The sequence below is a fragment of the Brucella thiophenivorans genome, assembly GCF_002252445.1.
Classification (GTDB): Bacteria; Pseudomonadota; Alphaproteobacteria; order Rhizobiales; family Rhizobiaceae; genus Brucella; species Brucella thiophenivorans.
Window position 1 is genome coordinate 1 of the sequence record NZ_NNRJ01000075.1, and the last position, 26,262, is coordinate 26,262.

The window sequence follows — 26,262 nt, forward strand, 5'->3', positions numbered from 1 at the left end:
CGCTGATATTTACGCGCAGGTTAACGTAACAGTGCCAGGCCGCACGCTATTATAACGATGCCGAACGTAGGTCCGGGAAAGCTGCGAAACTGGTTTCTTAGACCATCAACAAAAATGGACGTTAAACTGAATTAGCGAATGCTCGATAACATCAAAGATATTATCATCAAATGATCTGAAGAAGAATTGCCAGGTATAAAGCCTGGCAATTTTTTTGTTCTTTAGTGATCCTAAGCGCGCTTCGCTGTGAAAGCCACGAGGCTCGTAATGAGCAGCACACCGACCGTCGCGCCAGCATCCTGAAGGCCGATGGTCTTTTCCTGAAAAGCTGCGGCTTTGCCGTGCTGGGCCACCATAGTTTTGGTGGCTTCAAGCGCGTCTTCTGCGGCTTTCGCTGCTGCTACCAGTGCAACGTCAAGCGAGGCACCCGCCGCCGCTTGTACTTCAAGTGTTACGGCGATGGGATCAAGCACATCGAGAAGTGTCTTGTCGCCAACTTTTGCTTTACCCCGCTCGGCAATGCCGTCGCGATAAGCACGCCAAAAAGCTGCCATTTCCTCGGTTCCCAGCGCATTGATACCGTCACAGGCCTTGCTCGCGCGCAGGAAGCCGGTTGCGGTCAGCGTACCCATGGTTGATGGTGCAACGCGTGCCATGGTGGCACCTGCCGTACGCAGAAGCTTGGCGATGCCTGCGGCTTCACCTTGTGCATGGACGGCTTCTGAGGCGCTTGCAAAAGCCTTGCTCATGGTAATGCCGAGGTCGCTGTCGCCAACCTTGCCGTCCAGCGCGATGAGGAATTCGCGCTGTTCTGCAAAAAGCTGTTTCCATCTATCAAAGAGATCGATCAGATCGGATGCTGTAATGACGTTCATGGCTGCACCTCAACCGGCAATATGCTTGAAGAATGGGGTCTTGGCAGAAGCGGCAACTAGTGGCTCCAGTTCCTCATCCAAATGTAGAACCGACACTGACGCGCCAGCCATTTCCATGGACGTTGCAAACTCGCCGATCCAGACATGCTTGACCGTGACGCCACGCTCATCAAACAGCTGGGAAACCCGGCGGAACATGATGTAAAGCTCTTCAAGCGGTGTCCCGCCGAGACCATTGACCAGCACGGCCACCTCGTCACCCTTGGCATAGGTCTGCTCAGCGAAAATGCGTTCCATCAGTTCGTCGATAACGGCGTCGGCAGTTGCAAGCTTCTTGCGGCTGATGCCCGGTTCGCCATGGATGCCCATGCCGATTTCCATTTCATCTTCGCGGATGGAGAAGGTGGCGTGACCGATTTCCGGCACAACGCAGCTCGAAAGCGCAACACCCATGGTGCGGGTACGCAGACGTGCCTTGTCGGCAAGTCGTGTCACTTCATCCAGCGACAAGCCATTGGCAGCGGCTGCACCGGCTGCCTTGTAAACAAAGAAGATGCCTGCAACGCCGCGACGCTTGTGTTCTTCACCGACAACGGAGGACGCCACATCATCATTGCCGACGACTTGCTTGACCGCAATACCGTCGAGATCGGCAAGTTCTGCAGCCATATCGAAATTGATAATGTCGCCACTGTAATTGCCGAAAATGTAGAGAACGCCAGCGCCCTGATCGATAGCTTTGGTCACCTGATACATTTGTTCAGAACTTGGCGACTGAAAGACGCCACCGACAGCCGCGCCGTCGATCATGCCTTCGCCAATATAGCCAAGGAACAGCGGCAAGTGGCCGGAGCCGCCGCCCGTTGCAATGCCTACCTTGCCGGATTTGATGTTGGCGGTGACCATGCAGCGCTTGTCGTTGTCGACGTAAGTAAGCTCGGGATGCGCCCGATAGATGCCTTCAAGCATCTCATCTACGAAATTGACGGGATCGTTCAGAAACTTCTTCATGATTGCCTCTTGAGAGTATCGGGTTATTTCTTGCGTTGACTGGTGACGAAGAAGGCGGCGGCCAGCAGGATGAAGCAGCCGACGACAAGACGCTGCCATGTGCTGGGGATGCCGACGAGCACCAGAACACTGTTGATGACGGTGATGAGCAGCACGCCGAGGATGGTGCCGAAGACGGTGCCGGTGCCGCCGGTGATACGTGCACCACCGAGAACAACGGCGGCGATGACCGCGATTTCCGTTCCGACGAAGTCGAAAGGGCTTGACTGGCGATTGGCGCAGACATGGATGATGCCAGCAAGTCCTGCCAGACCGCCTGCATAGCCGAACAGGAAGATATGGATGGTGCGCAGATTATAGCCGAGGCGGCTTGCGATCTGGCTGTTACCACCCATCGCAAAAATCGCGCGGCCCATCAAAGTGCGGTTCAATATCCACCAGGTCAGGATTGCAGCCGCAGGCAGCACCAGAAAATAGAATGGCATGGTGATGGTTGCACCGGTTGCCGATTCAAACTGGAACAGCGGAAGGCGCCCGAAAGCACCCATTGTCGGCGGCAGCGACATAATCCAGACCGTGCCGACAAAAGCCAGCAGGAAGCCGCGGAAGAGATACTGCGTGCCGATGGTGACGATCAATGACGGCACATTTAGGTAATGCACCAGCAGACCGTTGAGAACACCGAGGAAAATACCGCCAGCAATCGCCATCAGAATGATGAAGATGATCGGCAGTTCCGGCATATAGGACTGCACCAGAAGCGTCAGCGAATAGACTGTCGTGGCGGCAATTGCGGTAAAGGAAACATCAATGCCACCAGCGGCGAGAATGATGAAGACGCCAAGCGCAAACAGACCCATCACCACACTGGCACGGCCAATATCGATCAGTGTCGAGGCTTGCAGGAATGCAGGGTTGATGATCGAGACAATCGTGCAGATTGCCACGAGCAGGAAGAAAGTGATCGATTCCGGGCGCTTGCGGATGAAGTCACCCAACTTGAAGGATGGGGCTCGACCCATATCCTGTTGATACTGCGACGCACTCATTAGGCAACTTCCTTCTGCGACGACATCATGGCTTGATAGAGCTGATCTTCGGTGGCCTGTGCAGCATCCAGTTCTGCGACGATGCTCCCTGAGTTCATGACGAGAATGCGATCGGCATTCTGCAGAAGCTCCGGCAGATCATCGCTAACGATGATGAGGCCCATGCCAGCTTCGGCCAGCGCCTGAATTGCGCGGTAAATCGTGTCTTTTGATCCCACGTCGACGCCGACGGTCGGGCCGTGCAGCACCAGAAGCTTGGGGGCAATACTCAGCCAGCGACCGATCAAAACGCGCTGCTGATTGCCGCCCGAAAGTGCGCCAACCGGCAGGTCGAGATTGGTGGTGTTAAGCCGCATCTCTTTCATCAGCGAGGCGGCAGTGTTCCGACCCTGCTTCTGATCGACAATGCCGAGGCTGTTGCAGAGCTTTCTGAAGATCAGCGCAATCTCGTTTTGAAAGATCGATTTGTCGAGGAACAGGCCTTCTGCAAGCCGGTCTTCCGGCACATAGCCTATACCGCGCTCAATCGCTTCTGCCGGACTTTTGACTTCAGTTAAATTACCTTCAAGGCGGATTGAACCGGCGTGCGCGGGCACAACGCCGGTGATTGCCATGGCAAGCTCATTGCGCCCGGAATCTGCAAGCCCGGTAATGCCAAGGATTTCGCCCTTGCGAAGTGTGAAGCCAATGTCCTTAAAGCCAGAGGCGGTCAGGCCGTCGAGTTTGAGCAGTTCGGCATCGCCGGGCTGTGCCGTGCGATAGCGTTCGGCGTCGATTTCCCTGCCGATCATCAGCTCGGAAAGCTGCTTTTTGGTGTAGTTTTCAATCGGACCCTGTGCCACGCACTGGCCATCGCGGAAGACAACCGCGTTCCCGCCGATGCGGTAGCATTCATCAAGCTTGTGGGTCACGAAAAGCACCGCGACGCGCTCGGCGCGCAGGCGGTCAACAACTTCAATGAGATTATCCACTTCGCGGCGGGTCAGCGATGTGGTCGGCTCGTCCATAATAACGAGTTTGGCACGCGTTGCGATAGCGCGCGAAATAGCAACAAGCTGGCGCACTGCAAGCGGCAGTTCAGAAACGATTGTGTTCAGAAAAGCTTTGTCTATCGGAAGACCGACGGTGCTCAATGCGCGTTCTGCAGTTTCACGAAGCTGCGAAAGCTTCACCCTACGAAACAATCGGCCGTTACCTTCAACAAGCTGCTCATTCAGCGCTACGTTTTCGACCACGGTCTGGTTGGGAATAAGCGAAAGGTCTTGATAGACAGTCTCGATACCAGCGGCGAGCGACTGGATCGGATTCAGCGACGCATATGTTTTGCCATCGAGAATGATCTCGCCTTCGCTGGGTGCGTGTGCGCCAGACATGATCTTGATCACCGTGCTCTTGCCGCAGCCATTTTCACCCAACAGGTGATAGGCCTGACCAAGGTCGATTGTCATATCGATGCCGCGCAGCGCGTGAACGCCGCCAAACCGCTTATGAATGTTGCGCAGTTCGAGGAAACGATCCGCGCTAGTGGTTGTAGTGGACACGTTAAATTCCTTTGTCGCCGCGCAGCTCGCCAAAGCGATTGGGCTAGCTGTAGGATCGACCGACGATAACTGTCGGGCGTTAATGTCTTGGTTTTATGGCTGTTCGCTTGCTTCAAGCACCCGGATGCGCGGGGGCAGCATCCGGGCTTTTGACACCACCGCGCGAGGCTGAACGATGTCCACGCACGATGGTCAGTCAACCTGTGCGAAACGCCTAGAACAGGTGTTCCTTGTAGGTTGCCTTGTCAGCAATCACCATCCCATTGCCGATCACGAGAAGGCCTTCACCAGCACCCTTTTTCACGCGAACGCTGTTATAGCCTTCAACGCCAAGATCGGTGCCTTCCTTGACTTCTTTCTTTTCGAGCAGAAGCTTGGCAACGGCATTCATCGCCATGCCAGCCTTCTGCGGGTCCCAGAAGCCGATTGCGGTTATTGCGCCCGATTCAAGAAGATCAGCCGAAGGATTTGGCAAGCCGGTGCCAACAAGGCAGACCTTGCCGCTCAAGCCAGCTTCATCGATAGCGCGACCAACACCGAGAACGTCGTTACCGGCAGAAGTCTGGAATCCCTTCAGGTCAGGATGCTTGCGCAGGATTTCCTTGGCCTTTTCATAGGTGCCATTGGCATCATCGAAGGATTCATTGTTTGGATCAACGAGCTGCATGTCAGCATATTTCTTGGCATTTACTTCAGCCGAGCCAACCCACTGCATGTGGGTGCGGCTACCAAGCGAACCAACAAAAGTGGTCCACTTGCCGCTCTTGCCCATGCATTCTGCAAGGCGTTCATTCAATGCCGTGCCGTAATCCGCATTGTCGAAAGCTTCAACGTCGGCCATGGTGTTAACCTGGTTGTCGGCTTCATGGGTGACAACAATGATGCCGCGTTCCATGGCGCGCTTGAAGGTGCCTTCAAGAACAGCCGGATCCATAGGAACAACGGCAAGCGCATTGACGCCCTTGGCAACAAGGTCCTGAACGATCTGGAGCTGCTGTGCAGCATCAGCCGTTGCTGGGCCGCTCTGCGTTGCGACCACATCAGGATTTGCCTTCTGATAGGCTTCAACGCCGGTGTTCATGCGGTCAAACCAAGGAATACCGCTGATCTTGACGACCGTTGCGATAACTGGCTTTTCCTGTGCGACGAGAGCGCTTGCGCTGCCTGCAACAATCGTTGCGCCAATGACAGTTCCAGCGAGCAATTTCTTCGTTACTGATTTCATGATTTCCTCCACGCTAACATTCCCCCAATGTTTATGGTCTGGTGCTTGAGGGTTGAGCACCGGCGTTTCCCCTTTGGCGATTGCCGAGGGTAAAGAAGCTCGCAATGTCGTATTTTCCGACTGCGAGGAAGGCGAGCAGCAGCAGGCCCCATGCAAAATCGCGGACAAAATTGGAAAGTCCGCCGAAGTTGAGCAGGCTCGACATAAGCTGTAACGCAATGGCGCTCATCACCACGCAGATCACCCGGCCATATCCGCCTTCCGGCTTAACACCGGCCATGACAGCAATCAGAATGGCGACCAGAAGGTAAGAACTGCCATAATCAAACTTCACATTGACGTTGCGCGCCGCAATGATGATGCCTGCAATCCCGGCCAGAAGTCCGCTTGTTGCATAGGTGGCAACCAATACGCTATTGCGTGGGAAACCTGCAAAGACAGCGGCTTTCGGATTGGTGCCCATCAACATCAGCCAATAGCCATAAGGCGTGAAGCGCACCACGGCAGCGATCAGCAACGCAACTGCGATGAAGATCAGAAAGCTGATCGGAACCGCGAGAAACATGTCGTTGCCGATGCGCGACAGCAGATCCGGGCTGCCAACCATGACGGCACGGCCACCAGAAACGACAACCGCAAGCCCCGTAAACGCCATCTGCGTTCCGAGCGTGCATAGGATTGGCGTGATATTGAAGCGGGCAATCAGCACGCCGTTGACGATACCGCCTGCAATGCCGATCACCAGCGCCAGCCCGATGAAGGCAAGGCTAAAGCCAAGCTGGTTCTCAGCGCTGGAGATGAACATCGAAACGATGACCGCTGAAAGCACACCTGAAAGGTTAGCCAATGCGATACCCGAAAGATCAATCCCACCATTGCCAGCGCACATAGCCAACATGACACCGATTGCCAACAACCCGATCTCAGGCACCTGACCGGCCATCGACTGCACATTGAACAGGGATAGGAATGATCCTCCCGAAATATACGCGCCAAGCACGAGCAATCCGAGATTAATGACAACAAGCATAGCAAGCTGATTGCTTGTCTTCTGCATGGTCTCCTCCTACCATGTTTAGTAAACAAAACTGTTATTCACTAAATGATTCAACAGATCACGCCCCGCTGTCAAGCCCGTTACCGAAGGATTTTGGTTGCCTATGGGCTGCAATTCGCTTAATCGTTTTAAAAAATGTCGTTTATGTTTACTAAACGACGAACCTGTTTCAGTATGTTGCGCGGAGAGCATGAAGAAGAAAAAGTCGTTCACAATCAGGGATATCGCTGAGAATGCGGGGGTTTCTCCCGCTACTGTATCGCTTGTGCTGAATGGGAAGGGTGACATTTCGGGTGAGACACGTGCGCGTGTTCTTGAGTCGGTTTCTAAGCTGAATTATGTGCCACGCGCTGGCAAAACGGGAACAAGCGCGGGCGAAACAATCCGCTTTCTCAAGATCGCCAAGCATGGTGAAACTGTTAATCGCGACCACAGCATATTTATTTCAGATTATATCGATGGAATGTCGGCGGAAGCCACGCGTCGAAATTATACTCTCGAGGTGGTCAGCTTCGAGGGCCAGCCGATAAGTGCCGTCGCTGAATCGCTCGCTGGTGCATCAATCCGCGGCGTGATTGCTCTTGGTACAGAGCTTTCTGTGCCCGATATTCACATGATCCAAGGGCTTGGCTTGCCGACGGTATTTATCGACACGTTTCACGAAGTCGTCGAAGCGAACTTTGTCGATATGAATAATGAAGACGCGGTATTCAAAGTTTTATCGCGCTTTCAAGAGCTCGGTTTGGCGCGAATTGGCTTTGTTGCTAGTCATACACACACAACAAACTTCAGGCTCCGTCGAGATGCGTTTTTTAAGAATATGCAGCGTTTGGGACTCCCTGTTCAGGAACAGGATATCTTATCGGTTGAATCGACTTACGAAGGTGCTCATCGCGATACCTGCGCCATGCTGCATTCAGGGCTTGATCTTGCAGAGGCCTATTTTTGTACCAACGATATTATCGCCTATGGCTTTGTGCGGGCATTGAAAGCAAAAGGCATTCGTATCCCTGAAGATGTGTCGGTCATTGGATTCGACAATTTGCCACAAAGCGCAACGATGGAACCGGGCCTTACGACGGTCGAAGTTTCCAAACGAAAGATCGGCAATCTAGCCGTCACGATTCTGGACGACCTGATCAACACGTCTGAATCTCAACCACCCGTTAAAATCCTTGTTGGAGCTGATATCGTGACCCGGGCGAGTGCTTCTAATCTGTCGGCACAAATACGCAAATCGCCAGCGTTGTCGCGTTGAATGAAGTGGTTTGCCTGATTTTTCGCATTACTTTTCTCAAGTTGAGTATTGGCTAACCTACCGGTGCAATTAATCTGAAGATTCTTACGAAGCCGAGCCAAAGCTTTAATATGAGTTTGCGATGAAATCGATATAATCCAACCCGTCACATATGAATCCTAACCACCTCAACAAAATGTTGCAGCTCTGGGGGGCTATGGTCGATTAGTTTCGGAGCGTTTAATGGATGTTAAAAATTATTCCTGACACAATCGCTGTTGTTTGCGGCCTGTTGTTTTTTCCTTGGATATTAGGTGTTCCGGGACAGCCAACTATTCTGGCTCAATGCGGATGGAATATCGGCATAACGACCATAATTGTTTATTTGATCACCTACCAGATTGTAAAATCTTCCGAACGGATTATTTGCCTTAGGCAGCCAGCGGTTCGCGTTCGTCTTGATCGCCTGCTATTTTTGATCGCAGCCTTATCCGTGCCGGCGATAGCTTTTGCGGTTGCCTTGGTTGTACTCAGTTAAACTACGGGCGACTTCAGCTATGGTCTGTTCGGTAGTGCGCACATTATCCAACAAACCAATATGAATAAAAAAGCTTAAACTTTAAAGCAAGAGACCGTGATGCAGTTAAACCGCAACGGACAGAGCCTACAATCCTTTAATCTCATCCACGCCTCATGACAAAGCCACTTTGTGGCTTGTTTTAGCCTTGCTTCTCACTCCCTCACCCGCTCAGTATGTGTCGGCACGTTCGTTTAGAATCAATCGGATGCGCTGTAATCGGTCACTCCCCAAAGGGTGCTCGCGTTGATACAAGGGATGGAGTTACATGAAAAAACTTGGAAAACTGTTTTCTGCAGCACTCGTTCTTGCTGCCTTTAATAGCACAGCACTGACACAGAGTTTTGCGAAAACATTGGTTTATTGCTCGGAAGCATCTCCTGAATCTTTTGACGCGGCCCAAACAACCTCTGGAGCTGTTTATGACGCATCTGCGCGCAACGTCTCAAATGCCCTTATAAAAATCAAACGCGGCTCCACTGAACTTGAGCCGGGATTGGCTGAAAGCTGGGAGGTGTCAGAAGATGGCAAGGAATATACGTTCCATCTGCGCAAGGGCGTCAAATTTCACACGACAGACTTTTTCACACCAACACGTGAATTCAACGCAGACGATGTGATTTTCACCTTCGAGCGTCAAGGCGACGAGAAGAATCCCTATTATAATCAAGGCACATGGCCGCAGTTTGGCGCTTACTCCTTTCCTTCGCTTATCGAGAAAATAGAAAAAGTAGACGATCACACAGTTAAGTTCTCGCTCTCACAGCCTGAAGCGACGTTTATCGCGACGCTCTCGCTGACATTCTCTGCTATTCAATCCAAGGAATATGCGGATAAACTTATCGAAGAAGGCAAACTCGAAACTTTTAGTCAGCAGCCGGTTGGGACTGGACCTTTTCAGTTCGTAGCGTATCAAAAGGACAGCGCAATACGTTACAAAGCCAATCCGGATTACTGGGGTGAACCACAAAAGATAGACAATCTTATTTTCGCCATTACGCCGGATGCAGCTGTGCGACACCAGAAGCTGAAAGCCGGGGAATGCCACGTAATAGCAGCTCCTAACCCAGCTGACATTGCGGAAATGAAACAAGACCCTTCCATCTCAATGCTCAGCAAAGATGGAATGAACCTGTCATTCCTTGCTTACAATACGCTGCAAAAGCCATTTGACGATGTTCGCGTCCGAAAAGCGCTCAACATGGCCGTCAACAAGCCAGCAATCATTGACGCAGTGTATAACGGTTCAGCGGTTGTTTCTGTGAACCCTCTGCCACCATCAGTGTGGGGATATAATAAGGATATTAAGGACGACCCTTACGATCCGGAACAATCTGGTAAGCTTCTGAAAGAGGCTGGCGTAAAAGATCTCAAGATGAAAATATGGGCGATGCCAGTTCAACGTCCATATATGCCGAATGCGCGCCGCGCAGCCGAACTCATCCAGTCCGATTTTGCCAAGGTGGGTGTTAATGCAGAAATCATCACTTATGATTGGGGTGAATATCTGAAACGCTCACTGGAAAAAGACCGCGACGGTGCAGTTATGCTTGGCTGGACTGGCGGGATCGCAGATCCGGATAATTTCCTGGCGGCCCTCCTCGGTTGTCAGGCTGTTGGCAGCGCGAACCGCGCCAACTGGTGCAACGACGAGTTTGAAAAGCTGATCCGAGCTGCCAAACTGACAACGGATCAAGAGGAACGTGCAAAACTCTATGAACAAGCCCAGGTTATATTCAAGGAACAGGCTCCGTGGTTGACGATAGCGCATCAGGTTGTCGAGCAACCTGTTAGCACCAAGGTCAAGGGATTCAAAATCGATCCATTTGGTGGGTATCTATTCGAAGACGTTGATATCGAAGAATAAAGGCGGATGCCGTTGCTTCAATAACAACGTACCAAGCGCTGAGTTGCGTGCTATACAATAGCTCGCAACTCTAAACGAAAATTAAGTTTTTCGTGCCCCAATCCTGCTCATTGCCCAAGAAGATTTGCCATGAATATCGTAGAACGTTTTCTGAATTACACGCGTATAAACACGACTGCCGTCCCCAATACGGGTAGGCTTCCCTCTAGCGAAGGTCAAATACAGCTTGCAAAGTTACTTGCAGGTGAAATGCGCGCCTTGGGTCTGGACGTAGAAGAACGTGACCACGCTATTGTCGTTGGCTCATTGGCTGCCAATGTTGTAAGCGAGCGACACAGCTTTCCCACAATTGCCTGGGTTGCACATCTTGATACATCTGCTGAATACGCGACAGATACAAACGCCCACATTGTCGATTATAGCGGCGGTGACATCGTGCTCAATGAGACCAACAATGCTGTCATGCGCGTGGCGGAGTTTCCAGAATTAAATCGCTATATTGGTGATCGTATCATCGTAACCGACGGAACAAGCCTGCTCGGTGCCGATAATAAATCAGCAATCGCTGAGATCATGGATGCCATCCAATACCTTACCACGCATCCTGAAATCGAACATGGCCCCGTTAAAGTTGTTTTTGTCCCGGACGAAGAAATCGGACTGCTGGGAGCCAAAGCTCTGGATGTCATTTCACTAAACGCTGATTTCGCTTATACGCTTGATTGCTGTGCTATCGGTGAAATCGTTTATGAGAACTGGAATGCGGGAGAATTCCGTATCACTTTTACCGGCCAACCCGCACATCCAATGTCCGCTAAGGGCAAAATGCGCAATTCAATCCTATACGCGCAACAGTTCATCGCGATGTTGCCAGGTGGCGAGCGTCCTGAACATACCGAAGGCACCGAGGGCTATTATTGGATCAAAGGCACCGAAGGTTCAGTTGCAAAGACGACACTCATTATCGATATCCGGGACTTTACAAAAGAGGGCTTTGAAAACAGGCGTCAATTCATTGATCAACTGGCAAAAAGCTTTAATCAGCTATACGGCGCGAATACAGTCCATGTGGGTTATCAGCCAGTCTATCGTAATGTTGCTGAGAGCCTTCAGGGCGAAAATCGATATCCAGTGGAACTGGCCTTGAACGCGATGAAAGCGATTGCCGTCGAGCCAAAGCCCATCCCGATGCGCGGTGGGTATGATGGCGCTGTACTTTCAGAAAAGGGTCTTCCGTGTCCTAACCTGTTCTGCGGAGCACATAATTTCCACTCAATATACGAGTTTCTGCCCGTAAGCTCTCTCGAAAAAGCCTCTCAAATGGTGGTCGAAATAATTAGAACAGCAAGAAAGCCGGACTGATTTCGTAAATCCACGTTTGAACGCATTAATTAGCGGCTGCTTTAGTATTGAGGCAGTCGTCTTGCCTTCAACTACCCCCCCCAACAACGCCATTGCGGCGTGTAAGGGACCGATTCATTCAGGTTGATAACCCTCCCACCAGCACGCTTTTGCAGGTCTCGGCATTTTTTCACCCTGATATTCTTTTCGAGATGGATCCTGGCGTTGGTCCAGACCGCGTAGGCAACAATTTCACGCGGAAAACGAAACCCCTTCAGGCACGGAAAAGGAGCTGCGTAATTTCATCGCGTATTGATACCCCAGACTCAAACGCCAAACAACTTGGCAATACCACCCAGGCACATCCGGCTGGTTTGCAAGATCGAGAAGGGTATCTCAATTAGCTGATCAACTCACGACACTGCCGGGGTTCAATAATCTGTTGGGGTCGAGCATGCTACGAACTGAACGCATCAGCTCTATACGCACCAGATCTGTCCGCAGGTTGAGTTCTGTGGTTAACTTGCGACCGATGCCATGCTCAGCAGAAAACGTCCCATTGAGCTGATCAACAACGTCATGCACTCTTGTCATGATTTCTGAAGTCACGAGCTTCGGATTTTCAAAATTGGTCCACTGATCATGTTTGAAATGCGCAATGAAATGAACATTGCCGTCACCGATATGAGAAACGATGAGAATGCGCGCATCTGGATGTAACTCATGAACTGCATCTGCCGCACGCTTAATGAGTTCGGGAACCAATGCCGGACGAACGGCGATATCGTGCGAAAGGCTATGACCTTCGAGCTTATTTGCTTCGGAAACCGAATGTCGCAAATGCCAGATGTCAGCAGCTTGAGCATCGCTTTGCGCGATGAATGCATCCTCGACAATACCTTCCTCAAATAGCTCGCTAAGCCATTCTTCGAGAGCATTATGCAAGTCAGCTTTGGGATCGGTGCTTCCTAACTCTACCAGAAGTGACCATTCAGGACGACTTTCCAGTGGGTGCCGGGAGCGCGGTATATGCTGCAAAACAAGATCGACTTGATTACCAGACAAAAGTTCGACAGCTTGTACGGCACTATCGAAGCGATCCTGTATTCCAATCAGAATTTCAACGGCTGTTTCAAGATTGGGCAACGCAATCCATGCATGGCCTGATGAGCGCAAAACAGGCTGCATACGAAGTGCTACAGCGGTGATGATGCCGAGTGTGCCTTCTGATCCGATGAATAAGTTTTTCAGATCGTAGCCCGTGTTGTTTTTGCGCAGCGCTTTTAAGTCGCTCAGAATACGGCCATCTGGCAACACGACTTCAATGCCGCAAATCAATTCGCGGATTGGACCATAACGCAGGGCGCTTGTGCCACCAGCATTTGTAGCTGCGAGGCCACCTATTTGCGCACTTCCCTCACTGCCAAGATGAAGCGGGATACGACGATCAACACTTGCGGCGGCATCGTGTCCGGCTGAAAGGGTGACACCAGCTTCCAGCACAATAATATTGGATGCTTTATCAATTTCGCGGACACGATCCAAACGACGAAGCCCGAGAACAATTGCGCGGTTTTGTCCTACAGGGATCGCGCCTTGTACTAAGCCTGTATTGCCGCCTTGAGGAACGACAGAACAATTATATTCTGCGGCGATACGCAATAATTGCGATACTTCTTCTGTCGTGGCGGGGAAAACAACGGCAAGTGCACTGCCTGTTTCATAGCCGCGCCAATCGGTAAGATAAGGCTCAGTATCGCGCGCATCCGTCATCACATACTGATCGCCAATCACTTCACGCAGGTTTGCGAGCAACTGATCGTTATTATCGGACTTGAACTGCATGGAACTGGCCTAAAAACTGTTTGAATAAAATGCGGATTGCTAACCAATCCACTCAGATTTTCGAAGATCTGGAATGGTGGGTGCGCCTGCGAAAGCGAGAAATAACCGAAGTTCATCGCGGAACTGATCGACAATGCGAACAACACCGTCGCTCCCTTCAGCTGCAAGTCCATAGAGCGGAGCGCGTCCCAAAAATACACTGTCAGCGCCTGCCGCGAGTAGCTTGGCTGCATCCGAACCGCGTCTAACGCCGCTATCTGCAAAAAGCGTCTTATCAGGCCCAATGGCATCGCGTATTTTCGGAAGAACTTCCATTGGAAGCGCTGCGCTGTCCATATTGCGGCCACCATGCGCCGACACGACGACCCCATCGCAGCCTGCTTCAAACATAGCAACCGCATCGCTAACCGCCATAACGCCTTTGATTACAAGTTTATGTGGCCATCGGCGGCGAAGCTCTTTGAGAAAATCGAGGTCGAGCACCATATCCAAAGCGAAGCGCGGATCTCGAATAGACTGTGTAACGGCTTTTGCGACATCTCCGGGGTAATGGGCGTAGGAAGGAAAGCCATTTCCCAGCGCATAACGTCCCATAACGCCAAGCGTCCAGCTCGGGTGCGCCATCAAGTCGAGCGCCAGAGTTGCGGACGGTTGCAAAGGAACACCAAAACCATTGCGCCGGTTATGAATTTTCTTCGGTGATGCTGGTGTATCCACCGTTAAAACGAGTGTTTCGACGCCGCATGATTTTGCGCGTTCCAGCAGTTTCCATGTCTCGTTGCGATCATTCCAGACATAAAGCTGGAACCACAGATCGCTGCCCGGTGCGCCATCCGAAATTTGCTCGATACTTGTTGATGACTGAGTTGCGACAACAAACGGCAGACCGGCAGCTTGTGCTGCCCGCGCCATAGCAACCTCGCCATTATAACGAACCATGCCAGCCAAGGCAGTGGGAGCGATCACAAAGGGGCAACTATGATCGCGGCCAAGACAGCGTGTTGATAAGTCAGGTGATGCGACGGGGCGCAGGACATGGGGAACGATGCGTTTTCCTTGGAACCCACGATGAAGTGCTGCAATCGCGTTTTCCGCTTCTGTGCCCCGATCAATATAGTCGAATAGAGCGCGGGGGAGAAAAGACTTTGCCTTTTCTCTCGCCTCTGCAAAATCCAGAAACTCTGCCCCGCCTGCCATTGCTTACGCTATCCCTTGCGCTTTCAGTCCTTCTATAGCCTTGGAAATAAGGCTGAGAGTCACGTCATTCGGCGCTCTAAGTGGCAATGAAACTGTACCGACAGGCATGCCAAGATCAGCCATCATTGACTTAAGCGGACCAGGATTCACTTCGTTAAATAGTGCTGCAAATGTCGGAAGCAGTTGACGATGCAGCGCGATACCCGCAGCATAATTGCCGCTGATAAGCTCGTCGTGAATACGTGTCCAAAATGCTGGCAACATAGGCGCGCTAGCAAGAATACCGCCCGTTGCGCCATACATGATATGCACTGCATACATCATGTCATCACCAGACAGCAGTGCGATTTTGTCGCCAATCGCTGTAGACAAGCGATTGAAGTAATAGGCATCGGTATTACAGATCTTTGCCCCAATAATTGTTCCGTCTTCACCCAATGTTTTGAGGGTTTCAACAGCTGTTACAAAGCTCGTGCGCGACGGGACATCATAATATACGATAGGCAAGTCAACCGTCTGACGGTAGGCATGGAAATAGTCGATAACACCCTGTTGGCTTGGAATAACGTAAAATGGTGTCACGAGAAGCAGAGCATCAGCACCCGCTTCCTTAAATGCTTGTCCATGCGCAACAGCTTCTGCCCAGCCGGGAGAAACAACACCACTAACTACCGGAACCCGACCATTGACGATGCGGACTGTCTCACGAACGATAGCAAGGCGTGTATCCGCCGATAAGGCTGTGAACTCGCCCGTGCCACCAATTGGGGCAAGCCCTTTTGCACCGCCAGCCAGATTGAACTCAATCAGGGTTTCCAGTTTCGCGACATCGAGTGTTCCATCCTCAGTCAGGGGGGTTGGAATTGCAGGATACATACCCCGCAAGTCAGAATGTTTCATGATCAAATGTCCCATTTTGATTGGATTTAATTAGTGTTCGACCTTGGACAGGAAGGATTTGAGGCGATCGGTTTGCGGGTTACGCAACACGTCTTCAGGCGCGCCTGTTTCCACGACATGCCCGCCTTCCATGAAGATAACTTTCGACGCGACATTGCGTGCGAAGCTCATTTCATGGGTAACCACGATCATGGTCGTTCCATCGGCTGCCAGGCCCTGCATCACGTCGAGGACTTCTCCAACAAGTTCAGGATCAAGCGCGGATGTCGGCTCATCAAACAACATGACTTCCGGCTCCAAGGCCAATGCGCGTGCGATTGCAACGCGCTGCGCTTGTCCGCCAGATATCTGCTGAGGGTAGAGATCAATCTTATCTGCAAGTCCGACGCGCTTAAGCAGCGACATCGCTAACTCTGTGGATTGCTGCTTAGTCTTGAGCTTGTTGAGTAGCGGTCCCGACATAACATTCTGCAAGACTGTCATGTGCGGAAACAGGTGAAAGCCCTGAAAGACCATGCCTGTTTTTGCACGAAAGTTCGCCTGCACACGTTCAGAGAATTTGCTTTTCGGCGTACATTCGAGGCTCTTACCTGCGATTTCGATACGGCCTTCAGTCGGTTGTTCAAGCAGATCAAGGCAACGGAGCAGGGTGGACTTCCCACAACCCGATGGGCCTATAAGAACAGCTACATCACCACGATCCACTTTGAGGTCAATGCCCTTGAGAACTTCGTGTGTGCCAAATGTTTTTCGCAGATTTTTTACATTTATCATGACGCACCCCTAATGTTTGATTTCGAAGCGATTGGCGATCAAAGTTACGGGTGTCAAAATGACCAGATAAAGCAGCGCCGCGAATGTGTAGACTTCCAGAGGCCTGTAAGTGTCCATCGTCAGACTTCCTGCCGCATACATAATGTCGGGTACAGCAACGACGGACAGAAGGGACGTATTTTTAAGCTGGAGAATTGTCTGACTCACGATAGGAGGGATCATTCTGCGTGTTGCTTGCGGTAGAATGATATGGCGCATTTTCGTGAAGTAAGAAAAGCCGAGTACGGTTGATGCCTCCCACTGGCCACGTTCAATGGAGATAACGCCAGCGCGGAAAATTTCGGCAGCGAATGCGCCCATATAGAGTGTCAGACCCAAGCCAGCCGCAAACCAATCTGGCAAGGTGTAGCCTGTCAGCATCGGCAGGGCATAAAAGAACCATACAATCTGAACCAAAAGCGGCGTGCAGCGAAACAGATGGATATAGGCGTTTATCAACCATTTAAGCACCGGTATGCGCGATACCAGAGCAAGGCCCAGGATGACTCCGATCAGAAGGCCCGCGAGAGACGTTACGACCGCATAAGCAACGGTCACACCGATAGCGTTAAGCCACAATTGTCCGTCGAGAATAACGGACCAGTCAAATTGGTACATCTGCATGCACTCCCATTTTGCGACCGTGTTCATTCCCGATCAGGCGGCCTTTTTCCCAAGCGCTAGCGCGATTCGGAATCGCTGAAAAGCGTTTTCAACATAAAAATGTATATTTAATCGCATTGTGATTATAAATAATTTTATTACGATATAATTATACGTAATGATCATAGAATTCTGGTTTTAACAGCTGTAAAGCATAAAAAATAAAGTTTTCGCTTGTCTTGTTGAAATAGAAAAATACATGCTGCTGCCGGTTGAATTGAAGCTCTCTAGAGAAGGGCAAACGAAGGGAATATCGACATGATGAGGATGATAGCAGCTGCATTATTGGCCTGTGCGGCAACTGTTGCCAGCGCGCCAGCCATGGCTGAATCTGTATGGGACAAGATTGAACGTACCGGTGAAGTTGTTTGCGGCGGTGTTCGTAACTACCCACCGACGTCTTTTCATGTTGGTGGTGAACTCGAATATGCCGGCTATGGTCCCCGCGTTTGCCGTCAGATGGCTGCAGACCTCGGCAAGGCTATGGGTAAAGACTTAAAGCTCAAGTGGCGCGAAGTCACGTGGCAGAGCATTGTTCTAGACCTGCAATCGGGCCGTCTTGATATTTTCCCGGGCATGACTGCTACAGAAGAGCGGAAAAAAGCGCTGGCTATGGCTGGTCCTGTTTGGCAGATGTCCGATTGCGTAATCGGTTCGAAAGCAAAGCAGCCAATGGCGACATGGGAAGAATACAACAACCCAGACGTCACATTTGCTATGGTGACGGGTACAGCGCAGACTAACTTCATTAAAGAAAGTATGCCAAAAGCCAAGATTATGAGCTTGAAGGAAATGAGCGAAGCCATCATGGCCGTTCAGTCCGGGCGTGCAGATTATATGATTCAGGAACTGCCTATCTGCGTTAAAACATTCTCGACCGCTCCAGCTGTATTCTCCAGCTATACCGTTCCAACGCCACCACATGGCATTCCTGTTTCGGCTGCAACACGTATCGATGAAGATGGTCGTGTTCAGGCCTTTCTCCAGAAGTGGGCAGAAGAAAACCGTGCCAATCAGACTATCGTTCCTTTGCTGATTGAAGGTTTCAAGGATGCGGGAATGGATACATCCGCTCTTTCTGAAGGCGTACGTTTCTGATTTTCGATATTTGACAAGAAGGGTGCCGTTTTCGGCACCTTTCGCGATTAAGTGAGTATTATTGCTCGGATGCATGATATCGGGGGTGCCTTGACACAAGGCGGAGGGACGGCTTGAAATGGCGCATCACGACGAAGAACACGACGATCCAATGCTGGTTCGAGCTGTTGAAAAAGCCTTTCGCGTACTTGAAACATTTGATGCGGTTCACTCTCGCCAAACCCTGACACAGCTTGCCCAGCGCGCAGGAGTTGACCGCTCCGCCGCACAGCGCTTTGCGCATACCTTGTTACACCTTGGGTATCTGCAGAAGGTTCCAAATGCCAAGACATATGAGCTTTCAGCCAAGTCACTAAATATGGGGTATCGCTATACGCGCTCTAGTCAACTCGTTCAGCGTGCGCATCCATACCTAATGCATCTTAATCGCAGTACCGGAGAGACAATCTCTCTTACATTGCGCGATGACACAGATATCATTTATCTGGCTCGCTATCTGTCGACCAATACGCTCGATAATGACGTTATCGTTGGAAGCAAGCTCCCCGCTTATTGTTCGGCGGCGGGACTGGTCCTTCTTGCCGGACTACAAGATGACCAAGTTACCGATATTTTAGCTCGAAGTGATTTACGGGCTTACACACCTAAGACGATATTCGACCCTCAACAAATATGGCAGCGTATCCATGAGACCCGACAGAGGGGTTTCGCTATTGCCGTAGAGCAGGTTTATGCCAATGACATTGCCTTGGCGGCTCCTATCCATTTGCCTGATGGTCACACGACTGCTGCTGTAGTGCTTGCTGCGTCTAATCTGCGCTACGATGAAAATACCATCACGCGCCAGTTTGTACCGATGATGATCTCCGCAACCCGGTCTGTTACCCAAATCCTCAATTAGAGCATCAGGCACCAATCATACAACACATCAATCGGCCCGCGTATGGATCGCCGACGGACAGACGCACTGGCACCTCCGTATTCCTCACAGCGTATCAGAAACCTCAGAGGCTAACCATCTCTTTTACGGCTACCGCAGGCTACAGGCATCATGGTTCCGGCAGTGTATTATAATTTGAGAGAAGGTTGTGCAGCCTTGATCGAGTAGCAGAACCTGAACGTAGCCACGCGTTAGTGGCGGCAATACCGCTGCTAATATGTCCGCCCATCATTGATTGATTCGATGGCTAATTATCAGCTGATCTATCGGAACGAAACCAAATGCTGAGTTGGTTAACGCAACGCTCGATTCTGCCATCGATACTTTCACATGTAAAGGTAAGTGCCCAATAGTGCACTCTGTTCGGGGTGCTCACTATTGCGAGCCTAATCGAATACCGAAACTGTCTTGGCCTTCAGACATAATGCCAGCCCAGGTTTTTATCTGCACTCCCTGAGCGATCATGACTCTTGCTATGAATAAAATCCGCCTAATTCTAGCATTTCTGAGCTAATAACGTCTGCGCTAAGGTTAAAGATACAGTACACTACAAAACAGTCGCTCGGAAACGCGCTAATTCGCCTTTCGTAGGCGTCGCTCCAGTGTAAATTTGCACATAAGTTGGAATGCGCAAAAGCCTAGTCTCGATCGTCTCCCTAGCCTGCATCGAAATATATCCAATCTGGACCAGATAGATCGTCCGGGCGCGTACATCCGCCTCGGCAGGTACATGCCCCCATTGCACCAGCATCGCATGAAGGGCTGCCAGCCGTGCTGCGTCAGCGTTTTCGATGAGGGTGGCCACTTCTGTATTTTGCAACGCCCAGCTGCGCACGGCAAATTCCAGCCGAGAGTCGAAGGAGTCTGACAGGAAGCAGCTTAGAACATTCAGCATCGCTTCAGCCAACGTTTCAGCATATTGCGTGGCCGAACTTATTAGAGGCTGTGTGGTTCGCTTTTCCCAGTATTCCAGCAGCGCATCTAAAAGCTCTTCTCGATCATGAAAGAACCAGTAAAAACTTGTTCTCGAAAGGCCCAATTGCTTTGCAAGTATTTGAATCTTAACGCCGTCGACACCGCTGTCGATGAGCGCACCGTAGCCGGCCTCAAGCCAGCCTTCGCGCGATCCGCGCCACCCGGTTTCTACACTTTCACGCGTTTTCATTCGAACCGGATAAAACCTTTGTTCCAGTTTGGCAACGGCTATGACTCTAAACATTTTAAAAAAATGTTCACCAATGATTTTTTTATTGACACATCTGAACATTTTGAGAAGATGTCAGTCTTCTTATGCTCCACCGTTTGAGGTTGCCGTGATGTTGAACGACCCCCTTTTGCAACCGTTTCAGCTAAAACATTTAACGCTGCGCAACCGGATCATGATTACGAGCCACGAACCGGCCTACCCAGAAGACGGGATGCCTAAGGAGCGTTACCGTGCCTATCATGTGGAACGCGCAAAAGCTGGGGTGGCGCTAACGATGACAGCAGGGTCGGCCTCTGTAGCTAAAGATAGCCCGCCGGTGTTCAACAATATCCTGGCCTATAAGGATGAAGTTGTAGGGTGGATGAGACAGCTGGTCGATGAATGCCACGATCACGGCGCGGCGGTGATGATTCAGCTAACACATCTGGGGCGGCGCACACGGTGGGACAAGGCCGATTGGCTGCCGGTAGTCTCGCCTAGCCACAAGCGAGAAGCATCGCACCGCGCCTTTCCCAAACAAATGGAAGATTGGGACATTGCTCGCATCATAGGCGATTACGCCGATGCCGCCGAACGGATGAAGGCGGCGGGGCTAGATGGGATTGAGCTGCAGGCCTACGGACATTTGATGGATCAGTTTTGGTCTCCCCTGACCAACGAACTTGATGAACCTTATGGAGGCAGCCTCGACAACCGGCTGCGCTTCACCTTTGACATTCTGCAGGAGATCCGTAAACGCTGTGGCGAGGAATTCATTGTCGGCGTGCGCTATACAGGTGATGAGGAACTGTCGGGCGGACTGACCCGTGATGACGGTCTGGCAATTTCGCATAAGCTAAAAGACAGTGGGTTGGTCGATTTCTTAAATATCGTGAAGGGGCACATCGACACCGATGCAGGGCTGACCGATCTGATACCAGTGCAGGGGATGCGCAACGCACCACATCTGGAGTTTGCCGGTGCTGTCCGCAAGGCTACGAACTTTCCTACTTTTCACGCGGCCAAGATCCCAGATGTCGCAACCGCGCGCCATGCTATTGCGGCGGGTCTGCTTGATATGGTGGGAATGACGCGTGCGAACATGGCCGACCCGCATCTGGTGCGTAAAATCATCGAAGGGCGCGAGGATGATATCCGCCCCTGTGTCGGCGCGAACTATTGCCTGGACCGCATCTATCAAGGTGGCATGGCGTTCTGCTTACACAACGCGGCAACGGGACGCGAGGAGACAATGCCACAGACTATCCTCGCCGCCCCCGCCAAGAAGCGTATCACCATCGTTGGTGCCGGTCCTGCCGGGATGGAAGCCGCGCGCGTCGCCGCCGAGCGTGGACACACGGTCACCGTGTTTGAAGCTGCCAATCAACCCGGTGGCCAGATCCGTTTGACGGCATTGGATGAACGGCGGCGCGAAATGATCTCGATTATAGATTGGCGCACTGCGCAATGCGAAAAGCACGGGGTTATTTTCCACTTCAACACTTTCGCCGATGCGGCCGATGTCTTGGTGACACAGCCTGATGAAATCATCATCGCAACGGGTGGTATGCCGCACACCGAGATACTGGACAGCGGCAATGATCTGGTGTGTTCGGCCTGGGATATCCTGTCAGGAGACTCGAAGCCGGGGAGGAATGTACTGATCTTTGACGACGCAGGCGATCATGCGGCGCTTCAAGCAGCGGATATGATCTCGGCCACCGGCGCGCAGGTCGAAATCGTGACACCGGACCGCAGCTTTGCGCCCGAGGTGATGGCGATGAATCTGGTCCCCTATATGCGTAACCTGCAAAAGCGTTCTACGACTTTTACTGTCACTTGGCGCCTGTTATCTGTGGCGCGAGACGGCAATCAGCTGCGCGCGGTTCTTGGCAGCGATTACTGCGACATTCGACGAGAGCGTCTTGTGGATCAGGTAGTAGTGAACCACGGCACCCGACCACTGGATGAGTTGTATTTTGATCTCAAACCGCTGTCTCGCAATCTGGGCGAGGTTGATTATGACGCGCTGACCGGCGGGAAATTGCAGCATCTGGATCACAATGAGGATGCGACCTTCCGGTTGTTTCGCATCGGTGATGCTGTCTCTGCGCGAAACACCCATGCGGCGATCTACGATGCCCTGCGGTTGGTGAAAGATTTGTGATCGGAGCGTTAGCAACGATCTCGCGCATGCCGCAATGAAGTGAAAGGAATTGCATGCGGCGCAGACATCACCTCTCTTTATTGTGGAGACGGTGAATGTTACGACCAGTCGGCGCACTCTGCCCGGCAGGTGAACAAAAACTTTATACCAAAGGAGGCAAAGAACCTCCTACTTTCTGATTAACCAATCAGCTAATCCAACAACAGGGGAATGCACATGAAAATCTTTGTTTCTGCAACCGCCATCCTTCTTGGCAGTATCTTTGCCGCTCCAGCAATGGCGCAAGACAGTCAATGTGGTGAAGTATCGATCGCCCAGATGGGCTGGGCCTCAGCCGAGATCATCACCGAAGTCGCCAAGTTTCTGTTAGAGCAGGGCTATGGATGCAAGGTCGATCTGGTGAAATCTGACACAATCCCCGCCATCACTTCGGTTGCCGAAAACGGGAAGCCGGACATCGTTACCGACCTCTGGCTGAACTCGGCTGGCGAGGCTTATACGAAGCTGGAAAAGGCAGGCACGATGGTGACGCTGAATAACGTGCTGGCCCCCGGCGGTATTGAGGGCTGGTGGCTGCCAACCTATCTGGTCGAGGCGCATCCCGAACTGGCCACCATCGAAGGCGTCATGGCGAATCCGGCGCTGGTCGGCGCACAGTTCAACAACTGCCCCGAGGGCTGGGGCTGCCGTGTGGTTAGCGACAATCTGGTTCGCGCTCTGAACCTCGAAGCTTCAGGAATCAAAGTGTTCAACCACGGCTCGGGCGAAACGTTGGCCTCGTCGATGGGGTCGGCCGTCACGGCGCAGAAACCGTGGTTCGGCTATTACTGGGGCCCGACCGTGCCATTGGGCAAATACAAGATGACCCGCGTGGCTTTGGGTGCCTATGACGCGGCGAAATTCGCGAACCTTCAAAATCCGAACGCTCCCGATCCGCAGGTTTCCGATTTCCCTGAAGCGCCAAGCGTGACGGCGGTAACGGCAGCTTTGGTCAAGGATAAGCCCGACGTGGTGGAATTTCTGCGCAAAATGGCGTTCCAAACCTCGGAAATGAGCGCGCTTCTGGCCTGGCAGGATGAAAACAAAGCCTCGGCACAAGAAGCTGCCGTGCAATACATCACGATGAACAGCGCAGACTGGTCCACCTGGCTATCGGACGGAGCGCGCGAAAAACTTGCGACGCTGATCAAGTAACCCTCGCGGCGTAAAGCCTCCGGTGCCCGTGTGGGCACCGGCTATTTGAAGCTTTTAGTATGTGGGGCGCGCAAGCGATGGCAGCTTACACTAGGGTGTTCGAGATATTCGGCTTGACCGAATGGTGTGCAAGGGGCGCCGGCAGCGGTGGACCAAAGTCAATGGCCGATTTGCTGGCGCAGACGCAAGGCAACGCTGGCGAAGCGTCGACGATCTGGTCGTTGCCGCTGCCTTCGCTGAACAACTTGCACGAAGCGTGCGCGGCATTTCCGCAAACCCGAGATCTGACATTGGGCCTAGAGCGCAGCTTTCTGTCCGCCCGCGATGTGTTGCGCGTTGTGCTGGACCCGCTGACGCAGCCACTGTCATGGATGTTGCGCGAGACGATATGGCTGATGACTGCGACGCCATGGTTTATCATGCTGCCGGTGCTGTTGTTACTGACATGGGTAGTGTCACGGTCGGGGCAAGTGCTGGCACTGGTGGCAGTGGCCCTCGCTACGCTGGCCTTCGTTGACCATTATACAGAGGCGATGCAGACGCTGGCGATCATTTTTGTTTGTGCATTCATTTGCGTGCTGTTCGGTGTTCCCATCGGTATAGCCATGTCGCGAAGCAACCGTCTGCAACGGATAATGACCCCAGTTTTAGACATGCTGCAAACCCTGCCAGCCTTTGTATATCTAATCCCGCTGATCTTCTTGTTCAGTGTAACTGAGCCGAAGCTCTACGGTATCGCGATCATACTCTACGCTATCGTTCCAGTTATCAGACTGACAGATTTGGGTATCCGGCTTGTGGACCGCGACGTGATTGAGGCCGCAGACGCTTTTGGAATGACAAAACAGCAAAAGCTCTTCCGTGTGCAGATCCCGCTGGCGCTGCCGAACATCATGGCAGGCGTCAACCAGACCATTATGATGAGCCTTGCAATGGTGGTGATTGCCTCGCTTGTCTCGGCCCCGGGTCTGGGTGTGCTGGTACTGCGCGGTATCCGCAATTTGGAACTGGGTGTCGGTTTGATCGCAGGCTTCGGCATTGTCCTGCTAGCAATCATTCTAGACCGCGTCACCAAAGCTGCGCTGGCGCGTCTGGATGCCAGCAAGGCCGGACACTAAGGGGGCACGTGATGAATAAAGCTGTCAAAATCGCGATCCGCAATCTGTACAAGATATTTGGTGAAAACCCAAAATCAGCATATGCTGATGTGCTGGCCGGGATGAGTAAACCCGATCTACTTGCTAAGCGTCACCATGTTCTTGGACTATCAGACATCAACATCGACATGCGAGAGGGCGAAACGACAGTCATCATGGGGTTGTCTGGTTCAGGCAAGTCCACGCTGATCCGTCATTTCAACCGTCTGATAGAGCCAACGGCGGGCGAAGTGCTGGTGGATGGAGAGAATATCCTTGCCTTCAACGAGAAGCGGCTCCGCAACCTGCGCCGCAAGACCATGTCGATGGTATTCCAAAAATTCGCCTTACTGCCGCACCGAACGGTGTTGCAGAATGCTGGCATGGCCCCGGCCACTACCGGCATCCCGGCCTCGCGTTATCTCCCCGAGGCACAACGTTGGCTGGAACGTGTCGGCCTTGGTGGCTACGGCGATCATTACCCAAATCAGCTTTCGGGTGGTATGCAGCAGCGAGTGGGCATTGCACGCGCGCTAACTTCGAACTCAGGTATCATGCTGATGGACGAGGCGTTTTCCGCACTCGATCCGCTGATCCGAACCGATATGCAGGATCTGCTGATCGAGTTGCAGCGCGAGTTGCAAAAAACTATCATTTTCATCAGCCACGATTTAGACGAGGCGCTGAAGCTGGCCGATCATCTGGTCATCCTGAAGGATGGGGTCGTGGTCCAGCAGGGCGAGCCGCAGCATATTCTGCTGAACCCCTCTGATCCTTATATTGAGGCATTTGTCGGTGATATCAATCGAGCGCGGGTGCTGCGTGTCCGCTCGGTGATGATCGAAGGTGCTGCCGAGGGCGACATTGCAGGCACAATCGACGCCGATGATAATCTGGAGCATGTTCTGTCGCTGTCCAGTGGCAACACCTCGCACCGTTATCGCGTGTTGCGCGACGGTAAGCCGGTGGGACTACTGGAGATGAAGGCGCTGATCCGGGCGCTCGTGCCGAAACGGACGGTGTGAGGACGCCAGATGAGGGTCGGCATTATTGGCGCGACGGGCTGGCTTGGCTCCGCTTTGGGAAAGCAGCTGCTGGATCACGGTCTTGTCGCACCGGAGAATATGGTGCTGCTGAACCGTAGTGGTCCGCGTAGCGAATATCACGGCTATCACGGTGCAATCTGGGCACATGATGCTAACGATCTGGTGGCGCAGGTGGATATTGTGGTGCTGTCGGTCAGGCCGTACGACTGGCCATCTCTGAACCTGCAGGCAGATGGAAAAATGGTTCTGTCCTTCATGGCGGGGGCACTGTTACGTTAACCTGCGCGTAAATATCAG

At 52.1% G+C, this 26,262-nt stretch carries 23 protein-coding genes and 1 pseudogene; 11 read left to right on the top strand and 13 right to left on the bottom strand.

Going from position 1 to position 26,262, the window contains the following annotated elements; translation table 11 throughout:
* Window positions 1-230: 230 nt before the first annotated feature.
* From CEV31_RS20460 to CEV31_RS20485, 6 genes are all read right to left on the bottom strand, one after another.
* Window positions 231-875 carry a dihydroxyacetone kinase family protein gene (locus CEV31_RS20460; protein WP_094510046.1) on the bottom strand — a complete coding sequence of 215 codons (645 nt, stop codon included), beginning with the start codon at window positions 873-875 and terminating at the stop codon, window positions 231-233.
* Between the two features lie 9 nt (window positions 876-884).
* Window positions 885-1,886 (bottom strand): dihydroxyacetone kinase subunit DhaK, encoded by a 1,002-nt coding sequence (locus CEV31_RS20465; RefSeq protein ID WP_094510048.1) that lies wholly within the window; start codon window positions 1,884-1,886, stop codon window positions 885-887.
* Between the two features lie 23 nt (window positions 1,887-1,909).
* On the bottom strand, window positions 1,910-2,935 hold the full coding sequence (locus tag CEV31_RS20470; protein ID WP_094510050.1) for an ABC transporter permease: 1,026 nt from the start codon (window positions 2,933-2,935) through the stop codon (window positions 1,910-1,912).
* A complete protein-coding gene (locus CEV31_RS20475; RefSeq protein WP_094510052.1) occupies window positions 2,935-4,476 on the bottom strand; it encodes a sugar ABC transporter ATP-binding protein in 1,542 nt (513 codons plus the stop codon). Before CEV31_RS20475 ends, CEV31_RS20470 begins: the two co-directional genes overlap by 1 nt.
* A gap of 214 nt (window positions 4,477-4,690) precedes the next feature.
* Window positions 4,691-5,701 (bottom strand): substrate-binding domain-containing protein, encoded by a 1,011-nt coding sequence (locus CEV31_RS20480; RefSeq protein WP_094510054.1) that lies wholly within the window; start codon window positions 5,699-5,701, stop codon window positions 4,691-4,693.
* A 31-nt stretch (window positions 5,702-5,732) separates the two neighbouring features.
* The gene (locus CEV31_RS20485; protein ID WP_094510056.1) at window positions 5,733-6,758 is read right to left on the bottom strand and encodes an ABC transporter permease; all 1,026 of its coding nucleotides are present in this window, start codon (window positions 6,756-6,758) and stop codon (window positions 5,733-5,735) included.
* Between the two features lie 190 nt (window positions 6,759-6,948).
* Here CEV31_RS20485 and CEV31_RS20490 point away from each other — a divergent pair, with 190 nt between their 5' ends.
* From CEV31_RS20490 to pepT, 4 genes are all read left to right on the top strand, one after another.
* On the top strand, window positions 6,949-8,016 hold the full coding sequence (locus CEV31_RS20490) for a LacI family DNA-binding transcriptional regulator (RefSeq protein WP_094510058.1): 1,068 nt from the start codon (window positions 6,949-6,951) through the stop codon (window positions 8,014-8,016).
* 226 nt (window positions 8,017-8,242) lie between these two features.
* Window positions 8,243-8,533, top strand: coding sequence for a hypothetical protein (locus tag CEV31_RS20495; protein ID WP_094510059.1), 291 nt, complete (start codon window positions 8,243-8,245; stop codon window positions 8,531-8,533).
* Between the two features lie 307 nt (window positions 8,534-8,840).
* Window positions 8,841-10,439 (top strand): ABC transporter substrate-binding protein, encoded by a 1,599-nt coding sequence (locus CEV31_RS20500; RefSeq protein ID WP_094510061.1) that lies wholly within the window; start codon window positions 8,841-8,843, stop codon window positions 10,437-10,439.
* A 129-nt stretch (window positions 10,440-10,568) separates the two neighbouring features.
* Window positions 10,569-11,801, top strand: coding sequence for a peptidase T (gene pepT / locus CEV31_RS20505; protein WP_094510063.1), 1,233 nt, complete (start codon window positions 10,569-10,571; stop codon window positions 11,799-11,801).
* A gap of 188 nt (window positions 11,802-11,989) precedes the next feature.
* Here pepT and CEV31_RS21670 read toward each other — a convergent pair.
* The 6 genes and pseudogenes from CEV31_RS21670 to CEV31_RS20530 all read right to left on the bottom strand — a co-directional run.
* Window positions 11,990-12,086, bottom strand: a pseudogene (locus CEV31_RS21670) (IS6 family transposase); the annotation flags it as partial.
* A gap of 102 nt (window positions 12,087-12,188) precedes the next feature.
* Window positions 12,189-13,625: an FAD-binding oxidoreductase gene (locus tag CEV31_RS20510; protein ID WP_094510065.1), complete on the bottom strand. Its 1,437-nt coding sequence runs from the start codon at window positions 13,623-13,625 to the stop codon at window positions 12,189-12,191.
* A 39-nt stretch (window positions 13,626-13,664) separates the two neighbouring features.
* Window positions 13,665-14,822, bottom strand: a complete 1,158-nt coding sequence (locus CEV31_RS20515) for an alpha-hydroxy acid oxidase (RefSeq protein WP_094510066.1) — start codon at window positions 14,820-14,822, stop codon at window positions 13,665-13,667.
* Window positions 14,823-14,825: 3 nt separating this feature from the next.
* Window positions 14,826-15,722, bottom strand: a complete 897-nt coding sequence (locus CEV31_RS20520) for a dihydrodipicolinate synthase family protein (protein WP_169717420.1) — start codon at window positions 15,720-15,722, stop codon at window positions 14,826-14,828.
* A gap of 30 nt (window positions 15,723-15,752) precedes the next feature.
* Window positions 15,753-16,496, bottom strand: a complete 744-nt coding sequence (locus CEV31_RS20525; protein ID WP_094510070.1) for an amino acid ABC transporter ATP-binding protein — start codon at window positions 16,494-16,496, stop codon at window positions 15,753-15,755.
* A gap of 9 nt (window positions 16,497-16,505) precedes the next feature.
* A complete protein-coding gene (locus tag CEV31_RS20530; RefSeq protein ID WP_094510072.1) occupies window positions 16,506-17,153 on the bottom strand; it encodes an amino acid ABC transporter permease in 648 nt (215 codons plus the stop codon).
* Window positions 17,154-17,456: 303 nt separating this feature from the next.
* On the opposite strand from CEV31_RS20530, the gene CEV31_RS20535 reads away from it, so the two are divergent.
* Both CEV31_RS20535 and CEV31_RS20540 read left to right on the top strand, forming a co-directional pair.
* On the top strand, window positions 17,457-18,296 hold the full coding sequence (locus CEV31_RS20535) for a transporter substrate-binding domain-containing protein (RefSeq protein ID WP_094510074.1): 840 nt from the start codon (window positions 17,457-17,459) through the stop codon (window positions 18,294-18,296).
* 118 nt (window positions 18,297-18,414) lie between these two features.
* Window positions 18,415-19,197, top strand: a complete 783-nt coding sequence (locus CEV31_RS20540) for an IclR family transcriptional regulator (protein WP_094510075.1) — start codon at window positions 18,415-18,417, stop codon at window positions 19,195-19,197.
* 586 nt (window positions 19,198-19,783) lie between these two features.
* Here CEV31_RS20540 and CEV31_RS20545 read toward each other — a convergent pair.
* Window positions 19,784-20,401 (bottom strand): TetR/AcrR family transcriptional regulator, encoded by a 618-nt coding sequence (locus tag CEV31_RS20545; RefSeq protein ID WP_094510080.1) that lies wholly within the window; start codon window positions 20,399-20,401, stop codon window positions 19,784-19,786.
* Window positions 20,402-20,552: 151 nt separating this feature from the next.
* Here CEV31_RS20545 and hpbA point away from each other — a divergent pair, with 151 nt between their 5' ends.
* The 5 genes from hpbA to CEV31_RS20570 all read left to right on the top strand — a co-directional run bounded on the left by hpbA (window position 20,553) and on the right by CEV31_RS20570 (window position 26,244).
* Complete coding sequence (hpbA, locus tag CEV31_RS20550) at window positions 20,553-22,589, top strand: N-methyl-L-proline N-demethylase HpbA (RefSeq protein WP_094510082.1); 2,037 nt, start codon at window positions 20,553-20,555, stop codon at window positions 22,587-22,589.
* Window positions 22,590-22,805: 216 nt separating this feature from the next.
* Complete coding sequence (locus tag CEV31_RS20555; RefSeq protein WP_094510084.1) at window positions 22,806-23,783, top strand: glycine betaine ABC transporter substrate-binding protein; 978 nt, start codon at window positions 22,806-22,808, stop codon at window positions 23,781-23,783.
* 77 nt (window positions 23,784-23,860) lie between these two features.
* Window positions 23,861-24,901, top strand: coding sequence for an ABC transporter permease (locus CEV31_RS20560; protein ID WP_094510085.1), 1,041 nt, complete (start codon window positions 23,861-23,863; stop codon window positions 24,899-24,901).
* Window positions 24,902-24,912: 11 nt separating this feature from the next.
* On the top strand, window positions 24,913-25,944 hold the full coding sequence (locus tag CEV31_RS20565; protein ID WP_094510077.1) for a quaternary amine ABC transporter ATP-binding protein: 1,032 nt from the start codon (window positions 24,913-24,915) through the stop codon (window positions 25,942-25,944).
* A gap of 9 nt (window positions 25,945-25,953) precedes the next feature.
* Complete coding sequence (locus tag CEV31_RS20570) at window positions 25,954-26,244, top strand: pyrroline-5-carboxylate reductase family protein (RefSeq protein ID WP_094510078.1); 291 nt, start codon at window positions 25,954-25,956, stop codon at window positions 26,242-26,244.
* The last annotated feature ends 18 nt before the right edge of the window (window positions 26,245-26,262 follow it).